At 70.2% G+C, this 22947-nt stretch carries 23 protein-coding genes and 1 riboswitch; of the genes, 12 read left to right on the top strand and 11 right to left on the bottom strand.

Annotated features, from left to right (window positions below; all coding sequences use genetic code 11):
• The first annotated feature begins 191 nt into the window (after positions 1-191).
• A complete protein-coding gene (locus ACFWBW_RS05505; protein WP_385368745.1) occupies positions 192-1448 on the top strand; it encodes a metallophosphoesterase in 1257 nt (418 codons plus the stop codon).
• A 148-nt stretch (positions 1449-1596) separates the two neighbouring features.
• The gene (locus ACFWBW_RS05500) at positions 1597-2409 is read left to right on the top strand and encodes a hypothetical protein (RefSeq protein WP_385368620.1); all 813 of its coding nucleotides are present in this window, start codon (positions 1597-1599) and stop codon (positions 2407-2409) included.
• A 3-nt stretch (positions 2410-2412) separates the two neighbouring features.
• On the opposite strand, the gene ACFWBW_RS05495 is transcribed toward ACFWBW_RS05500, so the two are convergent.
• The 3 genes from ACFWBW_RS05495 to ACFWBW_RS05485 form a co-directional block, all read right to left on the bottom strand.
• A complete protein-coding gene (locus ACFWBW_RS05495; protein WP_385368618.1) occupies positions 2413-3252 on the bottom strand; it encodes a hypothetical protein in 840 nt (279 codons plus the stop codon).
• A 264-nt stretch (positions 3253-3516) separates the two neighbouring features.
• Positions 3517-4506 carry an aldo/keto reductase gene (locus ACFWBW_RS05490; RefSeq protein ID WP_385368616.1) on the bottom strand — a complete coding sequence of 330 codons (990 nt, stop codon included), beginning with the start codon at positions 4504-4506 and terminating at the stop codon, positions 3517-3519.
• A gap of 168 nt (positions 4507-4674) precedes the next feature.
• On the bottom strand, positions 4675-5781 hold the full coding sequence (locus ACFWBW_RS05485) for a hypothetical protein (protein WP_385368614.1): 1107 nt from the start codon (positions 5779-5781) through the stop codon (positions 4675-4677).
• 284 nt (positions 5782-6065) lie between these two features.
• Between ACFWBW_RS05485 and ACFWBW_RS05480 the strand changes: the two genes are divergently transcribed.
• Positions 6066-7154 (top strand): glycosyltransferase, encoded by a 1089-nt coding sequence (locus ACFWBW_RS05480; protein ID WP_385368612.1) that lies wholly within the window; start codon positions 6066-6068, stop codon positions 7152-7154.
• A 49-nt stretch (positions 7155-7203) separates the two neighbouring features.
• Positions 7204-8067: an FkbM family methyltransferase gene (locus ACFWBW_RS05475; protein ID WP_385368610.1), complete on the top strand. Its 864-nt coding sequence runs from the start codon at positions 7204-7206 to the stop codon at positions 8065-8067.
• A gap of 73 nt (positions 8068-8140) precedes the next feature.
• Here the strand turns inward: ACFWBW_RS05475 and thiC are convergent, their stop codons facing one another.
• Entirely contained in the window at positions 8141-9928 is a 1788-nt protein-coding gene (gene thiC, locus ACFWBW_RS05470) for a phosphomethylpyrimidine synthase ThiC (protein WP_266906913.1), read from the bottom strand.
• Positions 9923-10067: riboswitch (TPP riboswitch) on the bottom strand. Its footprint overlaps the gene before it by 6 nt.
• Before the next feature lie 72 nt (positions 10068-10139).
• On the opposite strand from thiC, the gene ACFWBW_RS05465 reads away from it, so the two are divergent.
• Positions 10140-11546, top strand: coding sequence for a YibE/F family protein (locus tag ACFWBW_RS05465; RefSeq protein ID WP_385368608.1), 1407 nt, complete (start codon positions 10140-10142; stop codon positions 11544-11546).
• A gap of 214 nt (positions 11547-11760) precedes the next feature.
• Here the strand turns inward: ACFWBW_RS05465 and ACFWBW_RS05460 are convergent, their stop codons facing one another.
• The 4 genes from ACFWBW_RS05460 to ACFWBW_RS05445 all read right to left on the bottom strand — a co-directional run bounded on the left by ACFWBW_RS05460 (position 11761) and on the right by ACFWBW_RS05445 (position 14047).
• The gene (locus ACFWBW_RS05460; protein WP_243331178.1) at positions 11761-12210 is read right to left on the bottom strand and encodes an SsgA family sporulation/cell division regulator; all 450 of its coding nucleotides are present in this window, start codon (positions 12208-12210) and stop codon (positions 11761-11763) included.
• Between the two features lie 97 nt (positions 12211-12307).
• Positions 12308-13045, bottom strand: coding sequence for an IclR family transcriptional regulator (locus tag ACFWBW_RS05455; protein ID WP_385368743.1), 738 nt, complete (start codon positions 13043-13045; stop codon positions 12308-12310).
• A gap of 291 nt (positions 13046-13336) precedes the next feature.
• A complete protein-coding gene (locus ACFWBW_RS05450; RefSeq protein WP_385368741.1) occupies positions 13337-13555 on the bottom strand; it encodes a DUF5326 family protein in 219 nt (72 codons plus the stop codon).
• Positions 13556-13729: 174 nt separating this feature from the next.
• On the bottom strand, positions 13730-14047 hold the full coding sequence (locus ACFWBW_RS05445) for a cupin domain-containing protein (protein WP_243331175.1): 318 nt from the start codon (positions 14045-14047) through the stop codon (positions 13730-13732).
• A 90-nt stretch (positions 14048-14137) separates the two neighbouring features.
• On the opposite strand from ACFWBW_RS05445, the gene ACFWBW_RS05440 reads away from it, so the two are divergent.
• The 4 genes from ACFWBW_RS05440 to ACFWBW_RS05425 all read left to right on the top strand — a co-directional run bounded on the left by ACFWBW_RS05440 (position 14138) and on the right by ACFWBW_RS05425 (position 16783).
• Positions 14138-14521, top strand: a complete 384-nt coding sequence (locus tag ACFWBW_RS05440) for a phage holin family protein (protein WP_385368605.1) — start codon at positions 14138-14140, stop codon at positions 14519-14521.
• Between the two features lie 12 nt (positions 14522-14533).
• The gene (locus tag ACFWBW_RS05435) at positions 14534-15025 is read left to right on the top strand and encodes a low molecular weight protein-tyrosine-phosphatase (protein ID WP_385368603.1); all 492 of its coding nucleotides are present in this window, start codon (positions 14534-14536) and stop codon (positions 15023-15025) included.
• Positions 15022-16185 carry a cystathionine gamma-lyase gene (locus ACFWBW_RS05430; protein ID WP_385368601.1) on the top strand — a complete coding sequence of 388 codons (1164 nt, stop codon included), beginning with the start codon at positions 15022-15024 and terminating at the stop codon, positions 16183-16185. Before ACFWBW_RS05435 ends, ACFWBW_RS05430 begins: the two co-directional genes overlap by 4 nt.
• 118 nt (positions 16186-16303) lie before the next feature.
• Positions 16304-16783, top strand: a complete 480-nt coding sequence (locus ACFWBW_RS05425; RefSeq protein WP_385368599.1) for an NUDIX domain-containing protein — start codon at positions 16304-16306, stop codon at positions 16781-16783.
• Positions 16784-16812: 29 nt separating this feature from the next.
• Here ACFWBW_RS05425 and ACFWBW_RS05420 read toward each other — a convergent pair whose 3' ends face one another.
• Both ACFWBW_RS05420 and ACFWBW_RS05415 read right to left on the bottom strand, forming a co-directional pair.
• Entirely contained in the window at positions 16813-18132 is a 1320-nt protein-coding gene (locus tag ACFWBW_RS05420; RefSeq protein WP_385368739.1) for a globin domain-containing protein, read from the bottom strand.
• A gap of 25 nt (positions 18133-18157) precedes the next feature.
• Entirely contained in the window at positions 18158-18808 is a 651-nt protein-coding gene (locus ACFWBW_RS05415) for an HAD family hydrolase (RefSeq protein WP_385368598.1), read from the bottom strand.
• A 134-nt stretch (positions 18809-18942) separates the two neighbouring features.
• Between ACFWBW_RS05415 and ACFWBW_RS05410 the strand changes: the two genes are divergently transcribed.
• The 3 genes from ACFWBW_RS05410 to ACFWBW_RS05400 are packed head-to-tail and all read left to right on the top strand — an operon-like array spanning position 18943 to position 21541.
• On the top strand, positions 18943-19830 hold the full coding sequence (locus ACFWBW_RS05410) for a GNAT family N-acetyltransferase (RefSeq protein WP_385368596.1): 888 nt from the start codon (positions 18943-18945) through the stop codon (positions 19828-19830).
• A gap of 17 nt (positions 19831-19847) precedes the next feature.
• Complete coding sequence (locus ACFWBW_RS05405; protein WP_385368594.1) at positions 19848-20312, top strand: GNAT family N-acetyltransferase; 465 nt, start codon at positions 19848-19850, stop codon at positions 20310-20312.
• 53 nt (positions 20313-20365) lie between these two features.
• Complete coding sequence (locus ACFWBW_RS05400; protein ID WP_385368592.1) at positions 20366-21541, top strand: winged helix DNA-binding domain-containing protein; 1176 nt, start codon at positions 20366-20368, stop codon at positions 21539-21541.
• 10 nt (positions 21542-21551) lie between these two features.
• On the opposite strand, the gene ACFWBW_RS05395 is transcribed toward ACFWBW_RS05400, so the two are convergent.
• The gene (locus ACFWBW_RS05395) at positions 21552-22937 is read right to left on the bottom strand and encodes a serine hydrolase domain-containing protein (protein WP_385368590.1); all 1386 of its coding nucleotides are present in this window, start codon (positions 22935-22937) and stop codon (positions 21552-21554) included.
• Between the last annotated feature and the right edge of the window lie 10 nt (positions 22938-22947).

The following is a 22947-nucleotide window of genomic DNA, read 5'->3' as shown; positions in this document are numbered from 1 at the left end:
GCTTCCGGCCCCGCCTAGGATTTCAGCAACACCGATATCGGGAGAAAACGGCAGGAAGGACCGGCTCCGCTCAGGATTCACCACCCCTGGTGCGTCACAGAGCGCGAGCTGCATTCCTATGATGGGCGCACGACATCACGGACCCTCCACCCCGGAGGCGGAAGGGTCCGCAGGTGTACGGCAGCGCGACGGTGGTGGAGGGGTCGATGACTCAGGGGGCCGGTCAGGGACCCGCGGTGCGGACGGACACCGAGCGGGACTTCCGGTTGCCGGTCGCCGAACCCGCCTCGCATACCGTCCCCCAGGGGGCCGCAGCAGCCGGATCGGGCGGACCCGCGGGGCTCGGGGCTGACGCCCCCGTCTACGGCGAGTACCCCGCGTACTACGACGCGGGCCCCGCTCCCGTCCCCGCGCAGCACGCGTACGGCCACGCAGCCCCGTACGGCGCCGCCCGCGTCCTCGGCGAGCCCGGCCGCCCGATGGGCCACGTCACCGAGGACAGCGACCCCGACGGGTACACCCCGACGCAGCGCGACCTCCCCGTCATCGGACGCGGCGCCCTCGGCGGCCCGGGCGACACCGTCCAGATCCAGTACGTCCCCCAGGAGACCCCCGGCGAGGGCCCCGGCCCGCTCTACGTCGTCGGCGACGTCCACGGCTACATCGACGAACTCGTCGCCGAACTGCAGTTCCAGGGGCTCATCGACGCCGACCGCAACTGGTCCGCCGGCAACGCCCGGCTCTGGTTCCTCGGCGACTTCACCGACCGCGGCCCCGACGGCATCGGGGTCATCGACCTCGTCATGCGGCTCTCCGCCGAAGCCGCCGCCGCAGGCGGCTACTGCAAAGCCCTCATGGGCAACCACGAGCTGCTGCTCATCGGCGCCAAGCGGTTCGGGGACACCCCGATCGTCTCCGGCGCCGGCACCGCCACCTTCCAGGCCGCCTGGCTCCTCAACGGCGGCCAGCGCACCGACATGGACCGGCTGCAGGACGTCCACCTCCAGTGGATGTCCCGGCTGGACGCGGCGGTCCTCGTGGAGGACCACCTGCTCCTCCACTCCGACACCACCGCCTACCTCGACTACGGCGACTCGGTCGAGGACGTCAACGACACCATCCACGAGCTACTCAACCGCAACGACGCCGACATCACCTGGGACCTGTTCCGCAAGTTCACCAAGCGCTTCGCCTTCCGCGACGAGGAGACCGGCCCCCAGGCCGTGCGCGAGCTCATCGGCACCTACGGCGGCAGTCGCGTCGTGCACGGCCACAGCCCCATCCCGTACCTGCTGGGCGAGGTGGGCACCGAGGACGGCGACGGAGCGCACGGTCCCGAGGCCGTCGTCGGCCCCCACGTCTACGCGGAAGGCCTGGCCATCGCCATGGACGGTGGCGTGACGATGGCGGGCAAACTGCTCGTCGTGCAACTCCCGCTGAACGACTGAGGCTTCCCGGAGCTGGGTATTTCCGGAAAGCCCCTGTCGACGCACGGCGTGGGCGCTCTACCATCGCTCTATCCGTAGCAGGCTCTCCTCCGTTTGTGCCGGCGCCCCGTTCTACGCGGGCATACCGGTCCCTACGGAGCATCGGGGGATGCACATGACCAGCGCTCCGCACCTGCTCACCGAAGACCGACCGGAGTTCGATCGGCTCCTCGACGAGGCGCTGCGCACGGCGAACGCCCGGCCCGAGCTCGCCGCCCTCGGCGAGCGGCTGAACGCCGAACAGCTGCGCACCATGGCCATGGGGGCCACCTCACTGCTGGCGGCCGCGGCCGCAGCCGAGTACGACCATTACGTGAAGATCCGCAAAGAACGGCAGGACGAGATCCTGTCCACCCCCGGGACGGCGGGGGAGGAAGACGACGGGCAGGGCGGCGGCGCGGGCGTCAGCGCCGTGGTCGCGGTCCTCGCACCGGTCCTGGCCGGTACCGCCATGCTGATCTTCCTGCTGGTGGGCTACATCCTGAAGATGATCGAACCCGAACCGGCCTTCGCCGACACGATGCTGACGGCGGGCTGGCTCTTCGGCGGGCTCACCGCCGCCGCACTGCTCTTCGCCGTGATCGGGCTGCTCGTGACGGCCGTCCGCAACAGTTCCACCGAGGTGGTGGCGGACGAGACCGAGGCGGTACCCGACGAAGTGGCGCGGGCCCGGGAGGCCTGGCGCAACGCCCTGCTGGAGCGGGGCATCGTGCCGTTCCTCCGGGACGCGCTGGCCGATCCCAGCGCGGGGTCCGGCTTCCCGGCCCCCCGAAAGCCGGGAGCCGGGCGCATCCCCAACCTGGGATACACCCGGCCCGATTTCACCAGTCCCGGGGCCCCTGCCGAGGGGCCCCGTCCCGGCTACTCGTCTCCGGACTTCACCAGCCCGGACTTCGGCGGCCCGGAGACCGCCCCGGAGTGAGTACTACAGGCCGTTGGGCCCGCCGGAGGAGGCCAGGTCCCCCTTCCACTCGATGCCCTTGCTGCGGAGTCCGAGCGCCGGGTTCGGAGCCGGTAGGAGCTGGGTCCAGGCCTCGTCCCAGACGAAGGTCGCGCCCGCCACGTCGCCGTGTGTCTGGAACACCTGGCCGTTCGTGGTCAGCACCTTGATGTACGCGTTGTTGCCCTGGGCCGCGATGGAGATGCCGCAGGCACGTCCAACGGGGAAGCCCGGGTTGTCGTCGGCGTCGCTGATGTTCTGCCAGACCGGCACGCCGCCGGGGACGGAGGCCCGTCCCGCATACGCGACTCCGCCCGTGAGGGCGGCGTGGAAGTCCTCGCTGTTCGAGGGCGAGTAGCTGTCGATGTCGTTGCACGGCCCGGTGGCACCCGTGGCGCCCGTCGGGCCGGTGGGCCCGGTGGGCCCGGTCGGACCGGTCGCACCCGTCGCCCCGTTGGTCCCCGAGGCCCCGGTCGCGCCCGTCGGGCCGGTGGGTCCGGTGGGGCCGGTCGCGCCCCGCGGTCCGGTGGCACCCGTCGCACCCTTGGGTCCGCGCGGGCCCCGCGGGCCCGTCGGACCCACCTTGCAGTCGCTGCCGTGGGCGAGCTGCCCGCTCCCGACCGCCGCCTCCTGGGCCGGCGCAGCCGCTCTCTGCTGCTGGGACTTGCAGCGGTCCGGGCTCCCCGGCACCTGGGCCAGCGCGACCGCCGGGGACACCAGGCCCGCCAGCACCAGCGCCACCGAAGCGAGCGTGCCTCCCGTCAGCCAGGTAGCCCGTCGGGGCAGCGGCCCCAGGTAGGTACGGGCCTTGTTCTCAGAACTCATGTACCGCTCCTCGCAGACACCGGATCGAATCGACCTGCGAAGTCCGGAAGTACGACCGGGCTCCGGGGGCAATCCTGAGGACCCCGACCCTGCGAGCCCGACCGGCGCGCCCATGAGTCAGCGGAACGGCGCAGCGCACACCGCCACTTGGCGGCCTGCCGCACGGCCACACGAGTCTGCGCAGGCAGGGCCCGCTGCCATGCGTCATGTTTCACGTGAAACACCCGTCTCTGTTTCACGTGAAACATCGGAGTGTTCATCCGTCTAAGCTGCGGACCGGTCTGCCGGCGCCCGCCTCCGCTGCGCGACATCCGCGAGCGCCGGTGAGCGCCAGGCGCCGTCCGGGTGGTACAGATTCCGGCCCGGCTCCACGATCTCGTCGATCCGGTCGAGGGTCGCGTCGTCGAGGACCAGTCCGGCGCCCTTCACCAGTGATTCCAGCTGCTCCATGGTCCGCGGCCCGGTGATCACAGAGGTGACGGCGGGATGCGCCAGCGGGAAGGCCACCGCCAGCTCGGGCAGCGTGCAGCCGATCGAGCCGGCGAGCTCCACCAGCTGCTCCACGGCCTCCAGCTTCGCGACATTGCCCGGAATCGCGGGGTCGAAGCGGGCCGGAGTCAGCGCCGCACGCCCCGAGGCCATGTCGATGGCGCTGCCGAGCCGGTACTTCCCGCTCAGGAATCCGGACGCGAGCGGGCTCCAGGTCAGGACGCCCATCCCGTACCTCCGGGCCACCGGCAGCACATTGCTCTCGATGCCGCGCGCGAGGATCGAGTACGGCGGCTGCTCGGTCCGGAATCTCGGCAGAGCCCGCCGTTCGGCGACGTGGTGCGCCTCGACGATCTCCTCGGCCGGGAAGGTGGAGCAGCCGAAGGCCCGTATCTTGCCGGCCCGGACCAGATCGCCGAGGACGGACAGGGTCTCCTCGACGTCCGTACCGTGATCGGGCCGGTGCACCTGGTAGAGGTCGATCCAGTCCGTGTCCAGTCGGCGCAGGCTGTCCTCGACGGCACGCACGATCCAGCGCCGGGAGTTCCCGCTGCGGTTGCGGCCCTCGCCCATCTGGAAGTGCACCTTGGTCGCGAGCACGACGTCGTCCCGCCGGCCCTTGAGGGCCTTGCCCACGATCGTCTCGGACTCCCCGGCCGAGTACATGTCCGCGGTGTCCACGAAGTTGATCCCGTGATCGAGCGCGGCGTGGATGATCCGGGCGCACTCCTCGTGATCCGGATTGCCCACCGCGCCGAACATCATGGTGCCGAGGCAGTGCGCGCTGACGTCCGCCTCACGTGGGGTACGACCGCCCGGACCTCACGAGCCCAGACTTCGGCGGCCCGGACCGCCTCCCGGATTGACATCCGGGGGCGGGCCGGGCCGCGTTGATACTGCGTGTAGGTACTACGTCAGGTCAGGCCGGGCAGGTCACTTGCGCGGCTTGGCCGGGTGAGCGGACTTGGGCATGAGGGCCGACGGGACCTTGTTCGGGGTACCTTGCGCCTTGTGCTCACCCTTGAACGGGGTTCTGAGGAGCACGGCCGGTGTGGGCGTCGTCTGCTGGAACCAGCCTTCGTCCCAGACGAAGATGGTGCCATTGATGTCACCGTGCGTCTGCCACACGGTCCCGGACTCCGTCAGCACCTTGACGTACGCGTTGTTGCCCTGGGCCTCGATCGCGACGGCGCAGACGTTGCCCGGGTAGTTGGGGTTCGCGGGGTCGGTCATGGTCGCGACCGTGTTGGTGAGGTCCTGCCAGGCGATCGTCCCGCCAAGTGAGGGGGCCCTACCTGCGTACGTCTTCCCGCCGGTGAGCGCGGCTTGGAAGTCCTCAGTACCCGAAGGGGCGTAGGTGTCGATGTCGGAACACGGGCCGGTGGCACCCGTGGCACCCGTCGCACCCGTGGCACCCGTGGCGCCCGTCGCACCCGTGGCACCGGTGGCACCCGTCGCACCCGTCGCACCCGTCGCACCCGTGGCACCGGTGGCACCCGTGGCACCCGTCGCACCGGTGGCACCCGTGGCACCCGTCGCACCCGTGGCACCGGTCGCACCCGTGGTGCCCGTCGCACCCGTGGCACCCGTCGCACCCGTGGCACCCGTCGCACCCGTCGCACCCGTGGCACCCGTCGCACCCGTCGCACCCGTGGCACCCGTGGCACCCGTCGCACCCGTCGCACCCGTAGCGCCGGTGGGACCAGTCGGCCCCGTCGGACCAGTCGGCCCGGGGGGCGGGCACCCATGGTCGTGCCCGTCGTAGTGATCACGCCCGTCGTCGTCCCGCCAGCCCTCGTCCCCGTCGTCGCCCCCGCCGCCCCGGCGCGCGTCGTCGTACGGCTCGCAGTCCTCGCCTCCGCCACCGCCCGCCGGGGCAGTGGCTCTCACCGCCGTGGCCGTCGGCTTGACCGCCGCGACGACAGGGCTGGCCATGCCCACGAGTACGAGGGACAGGGATGCCAGGGCACCTCCCGCGATCCAGGCACGGTTGCGGGGGACGGGACCAAGCTGAAGCTTGGTCTGGTGCTCACGACTCATCTGCAGCGCTCCTTCGGAACGGAATGCGAGCCGGAACGGGGAGCGCCCCGGCTGCGGGTTCGAACGTCCTTGGTGCTTACGGACAGATGAACGGACAGCTTGAGGCGTCCGGGATATTTATCAGCAGATCGGCCCATCAGTCACCCCCGAACGGCAGTGCCGCCGCCCACCCGGTGGGCACGCCATCGGCGTGCCGCCGACCCATCGGCAGCCGCACTCCCTAACGTCGCCCGCGTTCCGTCCGACGAGAGGGTGCTGCGGTGAGGCCGACCATCTGTCTGAACATGATCGTCAAGAACGAAGCACCGACGATCCGGAAGTGCCTGGAGTCGGTGCGCCCCCTGATCGACACCTGGGTGATCGTGGACACGGGCTCCACCGACGGCACCCAGGACGTCATCCGGGACTGCTTCGGCGACCTGCCCGGCACGCTCCACGAGCGGCCGTGGAAGGGCTTCGACGGCAGCCGCACCGAGGCGATCGAACTCGCCCGCTCCAGCGCCGATTACCTGCTGTTCATCGACGGCGACGACGAGATGCAGATTCAGCCCGGGTTCCGGATGCCGGACCTGACGCTCGACGCGTACCAGGTCGCACTGCACGACGGTCCGATCGTCCACTGGCGGCCGGCACTGGTCTCCACCCGGCTGCCCTGGCGTTACGTGGGAGTGCTCCACGAGTACATCGAATGCGGCACCGAGTACGGCCGCGACGTGATGGAGGGCTTCAACATCCTCTCCGTCGGCGGTGGGGGCCGCCTCCGGGAGGAAGGCCAGCGGGCGAAGTACCTGCGCGATGCGGAAGTCCTCACGGAAGGTCTCGCGAAGGAACCCGACAACACCCGCTACGCGTTCTACCTGGCCCAGAGCTGGCGCGACGCGGGAGAGCCGGAGAAGTCCCTCGCCGCCTACGACCACCGCGTGGCCATGGGCGGCTGGGCCGAGGAGACCTACTGCGCGCAGCTCTACGCCGCACGGCTCGCGGTCACCCTCGAAAGGCCGTCGGCCGAGGTGATGGACCGCTACCTCCGCGCGCACGAGAGCCGTCCCTCACGCGCCGAGGCCCTGGGCGACCTCGCCCGCCTCTGCCGCCTCGAAAGCCGCTGGCCCCTCGCCTACATGTTCGCCCGGCAGGCGGTACGGGTGCCATATCCGGACGACATCCTCTTCGTCGAGTTCGCATGGCACGACTGGCGGGCTCTCGACGAGCTCACGGTGGCCGCGTACTGGACCGGGGAGTACCAGGAGTCATCGGACTGCTGCGAACGCCTGCTCCAGGACGGCAAGCTGCCCGACGACCAGCAGGACCGGATCCTCGCGAACCTCGAGTTCGCGCGGCGCAAGCTGGGCGTGGGCTCCCGGGCATTCGCCTGACCGTCCGCCCTCCTCACACCCTCGCCAGCCCGCTACCCGGAGAGCGCCCATGACCATCACCACCTCGGCCCACACCGCTTCACCCCTGCTCGACCTGGTGCGGCCGGCCCGGCCGACCCACGTGGTGGACGTGGGCGCCAATCCGATCGACGGAGACCCGCCGTACCGACGCATGCTCGAGGCCGGCCTCTGCAGAGTGACGGGGTTCGAGCCCCAGCCCGACGCCCTGGACACCCTGCAACACCGCAAGGGCCCGTACGAGACCTACCTGCCCGACGCCCTGGGCGACGGCGGCACCCACACGCTCTTCGTAGCCGCCAGCTCCGGGATGACCAGCCTCTTCCGCCCCGACACGAACAGGCTCGGGCTCTTCAACGGGTTCGGCGAGTGGGGCCGGATCCGCGAGGAGGTCCCTGTCTCCACCCGGCGACTGGACGACGTCGAAGCGGTCGGCACCTTCGACCTGCTGAAGATCGACATCCAGGGAGCCGAGCTGATGGTCTTCCAGGGCGCCCGGGAGAAACTGGCCGGGGCGGTGGCCGTGCACACGGAGGTCTCCTTCGTCCCGCTGTACGAGGACCAGCCCGTGTTCGGTGACGTGGACCAGGAGCTGCGCGGCCAGGGGTTCATCCCGCACGCCTTCGCGGCGATCAAGCGCTGGCCGATCGCCCCCGTGATCTTCGGCGGAGACTTCCGCGTGGCCCGGCACCAGCTGCTCGAAGCCGATGTCGTGTACGTGCGCGACTTCGGGCAGCCCGAGTCGATGACCGACGAGCAACTCGGGCAGCTGGCCCTGGTCGCCCACCACGTCTACGACTCGACCGACCTCGCCTACTTCTGCCTTGCCCAGCTGAGCATGCGGGGTCTCGCCGATCCCGACGCACCGAACCGCTATCTCGCCGCACTGGGCTGACACGGCGTACGCAACGGCGGCCCGCGACTCCCCCCAAGGTGTCGCGGGCCGTCCGTGTGTGCCGGGACCGGGGTCAGTCGGCCAGCGGCAGGTACACGCGGTTGCCCGCGGCCGCGAACTCGGCGGACTTCTCCGCCATGCCCGCCTCGATCTCCTCGGCGCCCAGGTCGCCACCGTGCTGGCGGCGGATGTCCTGGGAGATCTTCATCGAGCAGAACTTCGGACCGCACATGGAGCAGAAGTGCGCGGTCTTGGCCGGCTCGGCCGGGAGGGTCTCGTCGTGGAACTCACGGGCCGTGTCCGGATCGAGGGCCAGGTTGAACTGGTCCTCCCAGCGGAACTCGAACCGCGCGTCCGACAGGGCGTCGTCCCATTCCTGGGCGCCCGGGTGGCCCTTGGCCAGGTCCGCCGCGTGGGCCGCGATCTTGTACGTGATGACACCGGTCTTCACGTCGTCGCGGTTCGGCAGGCCCAGGTGCTCCTTGGGCGTGACGTAGCAGAGCATCGCGGTGCCCCACCAGGCGATCATCGCGGCGCCGATGCCCGAGGTGATGTGGTCGTACGCGGGCGCGACGTCCGTGGTCAGCGGGCCGAGCGTGTAGAACGGCGCCTCCTCGCAGATCTCCTGCTGGAGGTCGATGTTCTCCTTGATCTTGTGCATCGGGACGTGCCCGGGGCCCTCGATCATCGTCTGCACGTTGTACCGCTTGGCGATCGTGTTGAGCTCGCCCAGCGTCTTCAGCTCCGCGAACTGCGCCGCGTCGTTGGCGTCCGCGATGGAACCGGGGCGCAGGCCGTCACCCAGGGAGTACGTGACGTCGTACGCCGCGAGGATCTCGCAGAGCTCCTCGAAGTTCGTGTAGAGGAAGTTCTCCTTGTGGTGCGCCAGGCACCAGGCGGCCATGATCGAACCGCCGCGCGAGACGATGCCGGTCTTGCGGCGCGCGGTCAGCGGCACGTACGACAGCAGCACGCCGGCGTGGACCGTCATGTAGTCGACGCCCTGCTCGGCCTGCTCGATGACCGTGTCCTTGTAGATCTCCCAGGTCAGGTCCTCGGCGCGGCCGTCGACCTTCTCCAGCGCCTGGTACAGCGGCACGGTGCCGATCGGCACGGGAGAGTTGCGCAGCACCCACTCGCGGGTGGTGTGGATGTTGCGACCGGTCGAGAGGTCCATGACCGTGTCGGCGCCCCACTTGGTCGCCCAGGTCATCTTGTCCACCTCCTCCTCGATCGAGGAGGTGACCGCGGAGTTGCCGATGTTGGCGTTGACCTTCACCAGGAATCGCTTGCCGATGATCATCGGCTCGATCTCGGGGTGGTTCACGTTGACCGGCATGACCGCGCGACCTGCGGCGATCTCCTCGCGGACGACCTCGGGGGAGACGTTCTCGCGGATCGCGACGTACTCCATCTCCGGGGTGATCTCGCCCCGGCGGGCGTACGCGAGCTGCGTGACCGCGGCGCCGCCGCGGCCGCGGCGGGGCTGGCGCGGACGGCCCGGGAAGACCGCGTCGAGGTTCTTGAGGCCACCGCGCGGCGAGGTGTGCTTGATGCCGTCGTCCTCGGGGCGCACGGGGCGGCCCGCGTACTCCTCGGTGTCGCCGCGGCTGATGATCCAGTTCTCGCGCAGCGGCGGCAGGCCGCGGCGGACGTCGGTCTCGACCTGCGGGTCGGTGTACGGACCGGACGTGTCGTAGAGCGTGACGTCCTTGCCGTTGGTGAGGTGGACCTGGCGAACCGGCACCCGGATGTCGGGGCGGGAGCCCGCCACGTATCCCTTGTGCCAGCCGGGCTGGCGCTCGGTCTGGCCATCGGCGTCCTGGCTGACGGCAGGCGTGCGTGCGTCCTGAATGGTCATGAGACCTAATCTCCCTACGCCGGCATTACCCGGTAACAGGTTCGGCGGTCGACGCAGCCTCCTCCCGTACGCATATTCGAATGCGAACGGTGATCAGCGCCCTCTCAGCCCGGTGCTCCGAGCTCCCGCGTTGTGCAAAGTAGCCCCCACGCTAGCGTCATGTGTGGCGTGCTGAACAGTGGGCCCCCTCATCTGTTGCGATGATCAGTCAGTGACGTCCTCGCCGCAGCCCCCCACCGAGCCCACGGATCCCGCTGGCCATTCCGACCACGCAGGCCACGCGCACGCGGACCCGGGTCACTCGCCCGACCGGTCTCCCGGACACTCCCACGGCCATGCGCACAGCCATGGCCCGGCGGCCCCCGTATCGAAGCACCTGCGCAAGGTGATCGCGGCCGTGCTGATCCCCTTCGCGGCCGCCGTCGTGATCGGCATGGCGGTGCTCTGGCCCGGTGGCGCGCCGGGCCACGAACGCACCGGGGTCGGCTTCGACCGGCAGACCCAGGAGGCCACGGTCGTCGCGCTCCAAAACGTCGACTGCAAATCCGTGAACGCCGCGCAGGTGCCGGCCACCGGCGACACCTCCACCCCCGAGGGGCGCGAGGCCCTCGCGGCGCAGACCGGCGAGTGCAAGAAGGCCACCATCAGGGTCGGCAGCGGCCCCGACAAGGGCCGAGAGTTCGTCGAGATCGTCCAGCCGGGCGCGCCCAGACAGTTGACGGACGGCCAGGACGTCGTGGTCGCATACGCCCCGGACGCGCCCCGGGACCTCCAGTACTCCGTGATCGACGTGAACCGCAAGCTGCCGATGGCCCTGCTCGCGGGCATCTTCGCCCTCGCGGTGGTCCTCGTCGGGCGGATGCGCGGACTGTTCGCGCTCATCGCCCTCGCCGTCAGCTTCGCGGTGCTGACCCTCTTCATCCTCCCCGCGATCCTGCAGGGGTCGAATCCGCTGGTCGTGGCCGTGGTCGGAGCCAGCGCGATCATGCTGATCGCGCTCTACATGTGCCACGGGCTGACGGCCCGCACCTCGGTCGCGGTCCTCGGCACGATCATCTCGCTGCTGCTGATCGGCCTGCTGGGCTCGCTGTTCATCGACTGGGCCTTCCTCAGCGGCAACACCGACGACAACACCGGCCTGATCCACGGGCTCTACCCGAACATCGACATGAGCGGTTTGCTGCTTGCGGGTGTCATCATCGGATCGCTCGGCGTACTTGACGACGTGACCGTCACTCAGACCTCGGCGGTCTGGGAACTCCACCAGGCAGACCCGTCGATGGGACCGCGCGGGCTCTACCGGGCGGGCATCCGCATCGGCCGCGACCACATTGCCTCGGTGGTGAACACCCTGGTACTGGCTTATGCGGGAGCGGCGTTGCCGCTGCTCCTCCTGTTCTCGATCGCGAACAGCAGTATGGGCTCGGTGGCCAACAGCGAGCTGGTCGCGGAGGAGATCGTACGAACCCTCGTGGGCTCCATCGGACTGGTCGCCTCGGTACCCGTGACGACGGCGCTGGCCGCGCTGGTGGTGTCCGCCGACCGCGCGGAATCCCCGGCGGCCACAGCGGCCTCGGGGCCGCTCCGCGGCGGCCGGGGTCGGCGGCGCAAGCGCTGAAAGGCGGACCGGCGGGCGCGACTGGTCAGTTCGCGCACACGGCCGGTCGTGAGGAACGGCAAGGTGGAGCGCTCAGCGCGTCGGCACGCTGAGCCGTGGTGCGTGGATCCGGTCATGCAGGTGGTGCGGATGATGCAGATGGTGCAGGTAATGCAGATGGTGCGGTAATCAGTGCCGGCACACCCTGGTCAGCGGATGTCCGGCCGGGCTTCGTTCAGCCCGCGTTCTGCTCGTTCTGCTGCGATTCCGCGAGGATCTTGTCGAGCGCCTCGTCGAGGTTCTCCTCGAAGTCGCCGAGGTTGCGCTCCTGGCCGAGCGGGACGATCCGGTCGGTGCGGTCGAGGAACGCCACGAGTGGCGCCGCGCTCGCGCGGAAGAGTGCCCGGTCTGCGCCTACTTGCAGCCGGATGTGGACATCGGACAGTTCCTCCGGATCGGTCGGGGCGATGTGGACATCGCCGTCACCGCACGGCTTGTTGATGCCGTCCAGAAGAAGCTCCCGGCCGAACGCCCAGGTCACGGGCGCATCTCCGGGAAGGTGGAAGGTCAGGCGAACTGCGTAGGGATCACGAGCGTCGTACCTGAGCTCCACCGGGATCCGGAACGAGAGCTCCTCGGAAACGAGGAAACTCATCATGACCTCTGCCTGTACCGACTCGCGCATTGCCTACCCCGCTGTAGTGGAAGTGGCCAGGAATGATCCCCCAAGGCCCTCTTGACAAGAGTGGTGTAAGCGCTTGCAGATCACAAGGAGTGAGTTTTCAGATACTGATAGAGAACGAGAGGGTGCTCAACAGCGCGCCTACTTCACTCCGTAGCCGATCGACCGCATACAGCAATCGATTCTCCTGGTGCAGAGGGAGAGAAATCGCCATGGTCGCGGCGGTGTCGCCGGCCGTGATGGGGATGGCCGCGCACACCGTGCCCAGGGCGTATTCCTGACGCTCTGTCACCGGCTGCATCCGCTCCATGGAGCCGATCCGCAGCTCCAGAGCCCTCAAATCCCGCACGGTGTAGGGGGTGATGGCCTCGACCGGGTGACGGTCGTAGTAGTCCTTGCGCGCCTTCTCGTCGAGCTGGCCGAGCAGGCACTGCCCGATGGCGTGCGCGTGGCCGGTCTCGCGGAAGTCGGCCCACTCTTCACAGGCCGGGTTCGCCGGGGTGTCCGAGACACCCACGACCTCGATTTCACCCTCGCGGTAGACCGCGAAGTAGACGGGGGCACCGACCGCGTCGCGGAAGTGCGCGAGGGAGTCGAGGATCATGCTGCGACGTTTCTGCTGAAGCCCGCCACCGGCCAGACGGCCCGCGGCATCGCCCAGGACGAAGACCCCGCTCTCCCGTCGCAGATAGCCCTCGTGCGTCAGGGTGCGCAACAGGTGGTACGCGGTGGGAAGCGGGAGCCCGGCCTCGCGCGCCAGTTGTTTCGCCGGGGCTCCCTCGCTATGGGAACCCACGGCTTCGAGCAGCCTCAGTGCCCGCTGCACCGAACCGATCAGAGTCGGCACACCGGCATTGTGAACCGAAGACAAAGCTCACCCCCAGGCGTGGCGGCGAGCCTTGGGGGGGCCCGCCCTGCGGGGGCCGCCCCCGCGCGTGCCGTGACTCCTGGGGGTCGTGCTCGGTGGCTGTAACAAAGAACCGCAGGTCAGAGCGGCAGTACCGGCGTTCGGTGCCCAGGGAACGGCACAGATTGCCACTCTATCCGCCGATTCCCGGGCTGTGAGCGGTTTAGCGCTTCACGTTCCCTCAGCTGGGTTAATCCCACTGTGACCCTGCTTGCGCCAGTTCTACCACTCTCCGGCAGAGGACTTCGACTTGGTGCCCTTGAACTTCCTGACGACGAAGATCAGGCCTCCGACGAGGGCCACGAGGAGCAGCGCCTTGAAGAGGAAGCCGATCAGCGCACCGATGATGCTGGTGATCACACCACCGAAGACGAACAGCACCAGCAGCGGGACGGCGACCCACTTGACCCACCAGGGCATGCCCTCGAATATCCCTCGGATGCCTTCCATGTCCTCGACCTCTTCTTCCTAGTCCGTCTAGTCCGTCTAGTCCGGTGAACTCCTGCTCTCGATGCTAGGAGGCCACGGCTCCCGACGGGGGCCCGCGAGCCCCCGTAGTCCCCTGATCCGACCCCTAGGGGGACGGGGCTCCGGACCCTCAGACCCCGGGTCCGTTCACCCTTCCGGCGGAGAGAAGACGACCATTACCTTCAGGTTCTCGGTGATGTGGTGGAACTTGTGCGGCACCCCGGCCGGCACGTAGACCACGCTCCCGTTGGCGACCATCGTCGTCTCCTCCCCGACGGTGATCGAGGCCCGGCCGCTGACGACGAAGTACACCTCGTCCTGGCCGTGCGGCTGTTGGGGATCGTTCTGCCCGGCGTCCAGCGCGTAGAGCCCGACCGACATGTTCCGCTCGCGCAGGAACTGCAGGTAGGCACCCTCGTTCGCGGCCCGCTCGGCCTCGAGCTCGTCCAGCCGGAAGGCCTTCATCTTCTTTGTACCCCTTGTGCGCTCTCGTCCGGCAAGCATCCGCAGATCAGCTGATGTTCCACCGGGACCTTCTCTGCAACGATCAGACACATGACGAATTTCGTAGTCAAGACCCTCGCCAACGCGGCAGCCCTGGCCGTCGCCATCTGGCTCGTCTCGGGCATCACGCTGGAGGACGACACCAGCAAGGGCCACCAAGCACTCTCCCTGATCCTGGTCGCGCTGATCTTCGGCCTGGTCAACCTCATCGTCAAGCCCGTGGTGAAGCTGCTCTCGCTGCCGCTCTTCGTCCTCACCCTCGGCCTCTTCACCATCGTGGTGAACGCGGCGATGCTGCTGCTGACCTCATGGCTGGCGAAGCAGTTCGACCTCAGCTTCCACGTGGAGAACTTCTTCTGGTCGGCGATCGTCGGCGCCCTGATCGTCTCCATCGTCTCCTGGGCCGCGAACATGGTCCTGCCCGACAAGAACTGAAGCCGGGCGCCCATGTACCGCGTGTGCTTCGTCTGCACCGGCAACATCTGCCGCTCACCCATGGCCGAGTCGGTCTTCCGCTCCCGTGTGGCCGACGCCGGGCTCTCGGGCCTGGTCGAGGTCGACAGCGCCGGCACCGGCGGCTGGCACGAGGGCGACGGGGCCGACCCGCGCACCGTGGCCGTCCTGGAAGCCGCCGGATACGAGCCGGGACACCGGGCCCGGCAGTTCCGGGCCTCCTGGTTCGCCGGCCTCGACCTCGTCATCGCGCTCGACGCCGGACACCTGCGCGACCTCAGGGCGCTCGCCCCCACCCCGGAGGACGCCGCCAAGGTCCGGCTGCTGCGGTCCTACGATCCGGCGGCCCCGACCGCACAGGCCGACGTACCGGACCCCTACTACGGCCCCCTCGAAGGATTCGAGGAGTGCCTGCACCTGGTCGAGGCGGCGAGCCCCGGCCTGCTGGCCGCCGTAAGCGAAGCCGTGAAGGAGCACACCCCATGAACGCCCCCGCCCCCGTGCCCCCGGCGTCCGAGCGGCTCGGCGACGGCACCGTCGCCGTCCGCGCCGGTCTGCCGGAGCCCGTCAAGAACGAGCCGCCGCTGCCCGGCCCCGTCTTCGCCGCCCACTTCCACCTCCCCGGCGACGTCGAGGGCCCCTACACCTACGGCCGCGACACCAACCCCACCTGGACCCTGCTGGAGCGGGCCATCGGAGAGCTGGAGGCCCCCGGCCTGGACGGGGTGGACACGGTCGTCTTCGCCTCCGGCATGGCCGCCGTATCCGCCGTCCTGCTCTCCCAGGCACGCCCCGGCGACACCGTCGTCCTGCCCGACGACGGCTACCAGGCGCTGCCCCTCGTACGGGAGCAGCTGGAGGCCTACGGGGTCCACGTGCGCACCGCCCCCACCGGCGAGGACGCCCAGCTCCCGGTTCTCGACGGAGCCCGGCTGCTGTGGCTGGAGACCCCGTCCAACCCGGGGCTCGACGTCTGCGACGTACGGCGCCTCGTGGACGCGGCGCACGCCGGCGGAACCCTCGTCGCCGTCGACAACACCCTCGCGACCCCGCTCGGACAGCGGCCCCTCGAACTGGGCGCCGACTTCTCGGTGGCCAGCGGCACCAAGGGCCTGACCGGCCACGGTGACCTGCTCCTCGGGTACGTCGTCTGCCGCGACGCCGAGCTCGCCGCCGGCATCCGCCGCTGGCGCAAGGTGGTCGGCGCGATCCCCGGCCCCATGGAGGCCTGGCTCGCCCACCGGTCCCTGTCCACGATCCAGCTGCGCGCCCAGCGCCAGTGGGCCAACGCCCTCGCCGTCGCCGAGGCCCTCGCCGACCGCGGCGACGTCACCGGGCTGCGCTACCCGGGCCTGCCGACGGACCCGTCCCACAAGACGGCCGCGCGGCAGATGCGCGGCTTCGGCTCCGTGGTCTCCTTCACCCTGCCCGACCGCGCGCACGCGGAACGGTTCATGGCCGCCCTGCGGCTCGTCGAGGACGCCACCAGTTTCGGTGGGGTGCGGTCCACCGCGGAGCGCCGCCGACGGTGGGGCGGCGACAACGTTCCGGAGGGCTTCATCCGCTTCTCCGCCGGGGCCGAAGACACCGAGGACCTGGTCACTGACGTCCTGCGGGCACTCGACCTGGCGGCCGCGCAGAGCTGACCGCCTGCCCGAGGGCGGTCCGAGAACGCTGTCCTGCGGCTCGGACCGCCCGGATCCCCGCCCGGCGGGTTTCACCGGCACGCGTTTCAGAAGGGGAAGTCTGGGCCACTCTTCTCCCATGACCGAACGTCCAGTGGTCAAACGCACCGCCCGCGCGATTCTGCTCGACGGTGGCGACCTGATCCTCATCAAGCGGACCAAACCCGGCGTCGACCCGTACTGGCTCACCCCCGGCGGGGGCGTGGAGCCCTCGGACCTGACCGTCGTCGACGCCCTCCACCGAGAACTCCACGAGGAACTCGGCGCGAAGATCACAGATGTCGTGCCCTGCTTCGTCGACACCGTCGAGCACATCGCCGACGGGGGAGTGACCGGCGTCAAGGTGCAGCACTTCTTCGTCTGCCATCTCGAATCCATGGACCCCAGTCAGCGGCACGGCCCCGAGATCGACGAGCCGGAGGGCGAGTACGAGATCGTCCGCGTGCCCTTCAGCCGCGTCGGTATCGCCGCGGTACATCTCGTCCCGCTGTCCCTGCGCCACTACCTCGACGGCAACATCGAGGGCGTGCGCGCGATGCACGCCCCCGACCTGGGCTGACCCACCGCACGCGGGCGCCGCCGCCGGAATCAGCCGGCGACGCCCGCCAGTTCCTCCACCTCGTCGTGCCGGATCCGCTCCCCGGGGATCCCGATCCTCTTCAGCGCGTCCACCCCACTGCGGATCATCGCGGCCGGCCCCGAGACGAACGCGTCGTACGAGCTCCAGGGCCCGTGGGTGCCGACGGCCTGGGGCAGTTGTCCGGCCAGACCCTCGTCGCAGACCACCGGGCGCACCGACAGCCAGGGGTGCGAGCGCTGCAGCCCCAGCAGCGTGTCCTTGTCGTACAGGTCGTCGTCGCTGCGCGCCCCGAAGAACACTTCCACCGGGCGCCGCTCTCCGTGCTCGGCCACGTCCTCGATCAGCGCTTTGATCGGGGCGATGCCCGTCCCGCCGCCCAGGCACAGCATCCCGTTGTCGGTGCTGTGGTCCACCACCATCGATCCCGCCGGGGGCCCGAGCCGCAGCACGTCGCCGGGGCGGGCGTGCCGGACGAGCGCGTTGGAGACCCATCCCGCCGGAACGGCCTTGACGTGGAAGGACAGCAGTCCGTCCGCACGCGGCGCCGAGGCGAAGGAATAGTGCCGCCAGATCCGCGGCCACCACGGAGTCTCCAGGGTCGTGTACTGACCCGCGAGGAAGGGGTAGGGCTGGTCGGGGCGGACGGTGAGCACCGCGATGTCGGAGGTGCGCAGATCGTGCGAGACCACCTCCGCGTGCCACCACGGCGGCGCCTTGGGCACGTCCTCGGCCGCCGCGTCGATCATGATCTGGGAGATCGCGGTGTACGCCCGCACCCAGGCGGCTTCGGTCTCCGGCCCCCAAGTGGCCTCCGCGTACTTGGACAGCGCCCCGATCAGGGCCTCTCCCACCGGCGGATAGTGCTCGGGCAGGGTTCCGTACTTGCGGTGTCCCGTGCCCAGCCGGCGCAGGTAGGCGGTGAGCACCTCGGGGTTGTCGATGTGCTCGGCGGCCGTCAGCAGCGCCTTCAGCAGCCGGTCGCGCTGTACGTCCATCGCGGCGGGGAACAGCCCCCGCAGGTCCGGGTATCCCGTGAAGACGACGGCGTAGAAGTAAGAGGTCACCTTGTCGGCGACGGGTGCGATCTCCGCGAGGGTCCGGCGGATGAGCACCGCATCGGGAGAGGGTTCGGGGGAGGGCTCGGGCGCCCCGTCCCCGGACGGTATCCGGGATGACCCCCGTCTTGCCGATCTGGTGGGCGGAGCGTCCATGCGGTGCCTCGCTTCGAGCATCTCGGTAGGTCTGCACGCGCCACGGCCTTCGAATCCGTGGTTCCGGGTTTCACAGCGTGCCAGTCCGCCCCAGAGCTTGCGGGGAAATGCGGGAATTCCGCGTTTCGAACCCACTTTCCCCTTAAGATGCCTCAACTCCCGTGCGCGCCACCCCTGTCAGCTGGTATGCCTCGCGCAGGTCCCGGCCCTCGTACACGTGCGTCGCACGCTCCACCAGGTAGGGCCGGGCGTTCACCGCGACCGAGAGCGGGACCGCCGCGAAGAGCGCCACGTCGGTACTGGAGTCCCCGTACGCGACACAATCGGCCCGGGTCACGCCGAACTGCTCGCACAGCCGGTCGGCGATCGTCACCTTCCCCTCCGGCGTCAGGATCCCGGCCACGTCCACCAGCCGGGTGAAGGGCACTTCCGGGAAGACCGAGCCGTGCGCGGCGTGCGCACCCCACTCCAGCAGCAGCTCCACGAAGAACGACGGCGACAGCGAGATGACCGCGCAGTAGTCCCCGCGCCCCCGGATCTCCTGCCAGACCTCCCGGATCCCCGACAGCCACGGAGCCCCGTCGAACGCGGCCCGGACGTGTGCCGGGGTCAGCTCCGCCCAGAGCGTCTGCGCCGCCAGTGCGAACTGGTGCGGCTGGAGCTCCCGTGCGGCGAAGGCCCGCTCCAACTCGGCGATCTCGTCGGACAGCCCGAGCTGGCGCGAGATCTCGACCGGCGAGGCCGAGCCGTACATCAGCGTCCCGTCGAGGTCGAACAGGTGAAGGAGGGTCATAACCGTCGAGGCTAGTACCTTCGTTTCCCGTGAAACAGTGGGTGCCGCCCACGGACCTCGGGTGGATGTTTCACGTGAAACATCCATCCCAAATCCTCTGGACCGGGTCGCCTTCGATGAACCAGTCTGGGCGCGTGACACCACCACATCTCGCCTCCCTCCCGATCCGCGCACTGACCGTGGACGACCTCCGCCACTGCGCCGATCTCTCCGAAGACCGCGGCTGGCCCCGCGAGGACCACAAGTGGGGTCTGCTGCTCGCCGCCGGACACGGCTACGGCATCGACGCCCCCGACGGAAGGGGACTGGCCACGGCCTGCGTGGTCACCCGGTACGGACCTCCGCTGGCCGATCCCGAACTTGCCGCCATCGGCATGGTCCTGGTCGCCGAACGCTACGCCCGCCAGGGTCTGGGCCGGCGCCTGATGACGTATGTCTGCGACGAGGTCCTCAAGGGCGTTCCGCTCACCCTGCACTCCACCCCGTACGGCCGGCCCCTCTACGAGGAGCTCGGCTTCGAGACCACCGGCCGCGCCGAGATGCTCCGGGGCTCCTTCAGCCCGGACGCCACCGGTCCCGCGCAGGACACCGTCCGCGTCAGGCCCGCAGGCGCCGAGGACATCTCGCGGATCCTCCGGCTGGACGCCGAGGTCTTCGGTACCGACCGGACTCATCTGGTCACCCGGTTGCCGGCCTTCACGGACCGGCTGCTGGTCGCCGAGGACCCCTCTGGCGAGCTGATCGGCTACGGAGCGATCTGGCCGAACATGGAGACCCATGTCATCGGGCCCCTGGTGGCCCGTGACACCGGCGCGGCCCAGGCCCTCGTGACCGCTCTCGCCGCGTCCACGGACCGGCCCCTGCGTACCGATGTCGACGTACGTCACGAGGAGCTGCTCGGCTGGCTCAAGGACCGCGGTCTCGGCTCCGTGGCCTTCAACACCGTCATGACCCGGGACATCCCCGGGCTGCCCGGCGACTGGACCCGCCGGTGGGCACCGCTCACCGTGGCGGCGGGCTGAGCGAGGAGCACCAGACCATGACCGACAGCGACTCCGGCCTGCTCATCCGTTCCGCCACCGAAGAGGACCTGCCTGAGATCGTCGCGATGCTCGCGGACGACCCGCTCGGCGCCACCCGGGAGTCCCCGGAGGACCTCGCCCCCTATGCGGCTGCCCTCAAGCGGCTGACGGACGACCCCCACCAGCACGTGGTCGTCGCCGTCCGCGCGGGCCGCGTCGTCGGCACCCTCCAGCTGACGATCGTCCCCGGACTCTCCCGCAAGGGGAGCACCCGTTCCATCATCGAGGGCGTACGGGTCCACGCCGACGAGCGCGGCAGCGGGCTGGGCACCCGGTTCATCGAATGGGCGATCGAGCAGTCACGTGCCGAGAACTGCCAACTCGTCCAGCTCACCTCGGACGTGACCCGCACCGACGCCCACCGCTTCTACGAGCGGCTCGGCTTCACCGCGTCCCACGTCGGATTCAAGCTCCAGCTCTGAGGTCCCGTGCGTGGGCCGGGCCGCTGTCGGGCGCCCGGCCTACGATCGGGAGGATGAGCAGCCTTCCCCTCATCACCACCGCGGAGCGCCGCCGGCGCCTCGGCCGCAGGCACCGCCTGGCCCCGTCGGCACACGCCGCCACCGTGCACGAGGCTGCGGACTGCGTCGTCGCCCTGCACGCCACCGATGCCGCGACCGTCTTCCTCTCCGCCCGCGCCAGGCTGAGCGGAGGCGCTCCCACCACGATCGAGCAGGCACTGTACGAGGACGTGACCCTCGTACGGCTGCTCAGCATGCGCAACACGCTCTTCGCCGTCTCCACCGGACTCGCCCCGTACGTCGACGCCTCCACCGCCCGCGGCATCGCCGTGAAGGAGCGCCGTACCTTCCTCAAGCACCTCGACGAGGACGGTCAGGGCCTGGACGCGGACTGGTTGGCCCAGGTGGAGAGCGCCGTGCTGGAGGCGCTCGACGCGCACGGCCCCTCCACCGGCAGCCAGCTCTCCACGGCCGTCCCCGCCCTGCGCCGGAAGTTCGTCTACGGCCGGGGCAAGAACTACGAGACCGAGACCGGGGTCGCCACCCGTGTCATCCGCCTGCTGGCAGCCGACGGCCGGATCCGCCGGGACCGGCCCCGGGGATCGTGGACCTCCAGCCAGTACCGCTGGACCCACACCGAGCCGTGGCCCGCCGTGCCCGCGGCCGGGGCCCGCGCCGAGATCGCCCGCCGGTGGCTGCACGCCTACGGTCCGGCCACCGAGGCCGACCTCAAGTGGTGGACGGGCTGGACCCTCACCGAGGTCCGCAAGGCCCTCGCGGCCGTCGGCCCCGACGAGGTCCGGCTCGAGGACGGCGCCACCGCCCTCGTCTGCCCCGGTGACATCGGGCCCGAACCCGAGTCGGAGCCCTGGGTCGCCCTGCTGCCCGCCCTGGACCCGAGCGCGATGGGCTGGGTGGACCGGGGCTTCCACCTCGACCCAGCCCACCGGCCGGCCCTCTTCGACCGCTCCGGCAACATCGGCCCCACCGTGTGGTGGAACGGAGAGATCGTCGGCGGCTGGGCCCAGCGCGGCGACGGCGAGATCGTCCACCGGCTGCTGGGCGGCCCCGGCAGCGAAGCCGGGATGGCCGTCGCCGCCGAGGCCGTCCGGCTCGCCGCCTGGCTGGGGGAGGCCCGCGTCACCCCGCGCTTCCGCACCCCACTGGAGCGTGAACTCACAGCGGGGTGAGGGCGGTCCGCTAGCCGATGCCCCGCCAGCCCTGCGGGTCGACCCCGCCGGGCACCGGGGAACTCGGGTCGTAGGGCTCCCGGGTGAACACGAACGAGGCGAGATCGAGGTGGCTCACCGATCCGTCCGGCCGCCGTACGGCCCGCAGCGACTCACCCGCGTAGTAGCCGCCGAGTCCGGTCCAGCTGCCGTCCGGCTCCGGCCGGAACCGGGCGGCCCGGCCGGTCGCGCCCACCGGGCCCAGCTCCAGGAATCCGTCGTAGGTCAGCCGTACGACCTGGGCCGACGTACCCCAGTACCAAGGTCCGCAGAGCTCCAGTGCGACGGGATCGGCCTCCCGCAGCGGCCGCCACGGCTCGGGGATCCGCGGCTCGGCCTCGGCGACGATGGCCACCAGGTCGGCCGCCAGCGTGGAAACCGCGAGCCCCGAAGTGCAGTTGGCCAGCGCCACCGCCGCCACGTCGTCCGCCTCGCTCAGCCACAGGCCCGCGAGGAAGCCGGGCAGCGAGCCGGAGTGGCCCGCGAGCCGGCGCCCGCCGCTCTGCGTCAGCTGCACCCCGAGCCCGTATCCCAGGTCGGCCAAGCCCGGCTCCGGGGGAGTGGCCGACGTCCGCATCTCCCGTACGGACTCGGCGCTCAGCACACGCGCGTCGCCCCGTACGAGGAAGGCGGCGAACTTCGCCAGATCACCGGTGGTGGACCACAGCTGGCCGGCCGGGGCCATGAGCCCGAGGTCCTCCAGGGGTTCCGGCATCATCACGTCCGCCCACGGGTGCACGGCCCAGCCGCCGGCGTGCGGGGCCGCCGGCTGCGCCGTCGTGCGCTCCAGCCCCAGCGGCTCCAGCACCTCGGCGCGGAGCGCTTCTTCCCACGACCGTCCGCGGACCGCCTCGACGAGCGAACCGAGCAGCGTGTAGCCCGGGTTGGAGTAGTGGTGGCGCCGACCGGGTTCGAAACGGAAGGGGCTCTCGCCCAGGACGTCCGAGAGCTCCGGCCGCAGGGTGCCCGCCGTGCGCTCCCACCACTCGCCGGGCGTCTCCGCCGCCAGTCCTGAGGTGTGGGACAGCAACTGTCCGACCGTCACCTCTCCGACTCCCGTGCCCGGAAGGAACTTCTCGATCGGGTCGCCCAGTCCCAGCAGGCCCTCGTCCCGCAGCCGCATCACCAGCACGGCGGTGAACGTCTTGGTGATCGACCCGATCCGGTACTGCACGTTCCCATCGGGACCATGGCCCTCGACCATGGTCCGGGACCCCTCCCAGACCACCTCGCCGTTCCGCACCACGGCCGCCACCAGGGAGGGCGCCCGGCCTTCGCGCTGCGCGACCGCGATCCGGTGGCTCAGCGCACGCCGGGTCGCGGGCAGGAGGACAAGATCGTGCAATGCGGCATCCATGGTGCGGATG

The sequence above is a fragment of the Streptomyces sp. NPDC059957 genome, from assembly GCF_042730015.1.
Taxonomy (GTDB): Bacteria; Actinomycetota; Actinomycetes; order Streptomycetales; family Streptomycetaceae; genus Streptomyces.
The sequence above is the reverse complement of the archived record's forward strand: the minus strand, read 5'-3'. Positions and strand labels throughout refer to the sequence as shown.

Bases quoted from the DNA above. Each gene is read 5' to 3' on its own strand.
- ACFWBW_RS05415 (WP_385368598.1), bottom strand. From the start codon at position 18,808: ATGACCCTCCTTCACCTGTTCGACCTCGACGGGACGCTGATGTACGGC.
- ACFWBW_RS05445 (WP_243331175.1), bottom strand. From the start codon at position 14,047: ATGAAGGCCTTCCGGCTGGACGAGCTCGAGGCCGAGCGGGCCGCGAAC.
- ACFWBW_RS05395 (WP_385368590.1), bottom strand. From the start codon at position 22,937: ATGGATGCCGCATTGCACGATCTTGTCCTCCTGCCCGCGACCCGGCGT.
- ACFWBW_RS05480 (WP_385368612.1), top strand. From the start codon at position 6,066: ATGATCGTCAAGAACGAAGCACCGACGATCCGGAAGTGCCTGGAGTCG.
- ACFWBW_RS05435 (WP_385368603.1), top strand. From the start codon at position 14,534: ATGTACCGCGTGTGCTTCGTCTGCACCGGCAACATCTGCCGCTCACCC.
- ACFWBW_RS05430 (WP_385368601.1), top strand. From the start codon at position 15,022: ATGAACGCCCCCGCCCCCGTGCCCCCGGCGTCCGAGCGGCTCGGCGAC.
- ACFWBW_RS05440 (WP_385368605.1), top strand. From the start codon at position 14,138: ATGACGAATTTCGTAGTCAAGACCCTCGCCAACGCGGCAGCCCTGGCC.
- ACFWBW_RS05495 (WP_385368618.1), bottom strand. From the start codon at position 3,252: ATGAGTTCTGAGAACAAGGCCCGTACCTACCTGGGGCCGCTGCCCCGA.
- ACFWBW_RS05425 (WP_385368599.1), top strand. From the start codon at position 16,304: ATGACCGAACGTCCAGTGGTCAAACGCACCGCCCGCGCGATTCTGCTC.
- ACFWBW_RS05485 (WP_385368614.1), bottom strand. From the start codon at position 5,781: ATGAGTCGTGAGCACCAGACCAAGCTTCAGCTTGGTCCCGTCCCCCGC.
- ACFWBW_RS05475 (WP_385368610.1), top strand. From the start codon at position 7,204: ATGACCATCACCACCTCGGCCCACACCGCTTCACCCCTGCTCGACCTG.
- ACFWBW_RS05490 (WP_385368616.1), bottom strand. From the start codon at position 4,506: ATGATGTTCGGCGCGGTGGGCAATCCGGATCACGAGGAGTGCGCCCGG.
- ACFWBW_RS05405 (WP_385368594.1), top strand. From the start codon at position 19,848: ATGACCGACAGCGACTCCGGCCTGCTCATCCGTTCCGCCACCGAAGAG.
- thiC (WP_266906913.1), bottom strand. From the start codon at position 9,928: ATGACCATTCAGGACGCACGCACGCCTGCCGTCAGCCAGGACGCCGAT.
- ACFWBW_RS05500 (WP_385368620.1), top strand. From the start codon at position 1,597: ATGCACATGACCAGCGCTCCGCACCTGCTCACCGAAGACCGACCGGAG.
- ACFWBW_RS05460 (WP_243331178.1), bottom strand. From the start codon at position 12,210: ATGCGCGAGTCGGTACAGGCAGAGGTCATGATGAGTTTCCTCGTTTCC.
- ACFWBW_RS05400 (WP_385368592.1), top strand. From the start codon at position 20,366: ATGAGCAGCCTTCCCCTCATCACCACCGCGGAGCGCCGCCGGCGCCTC.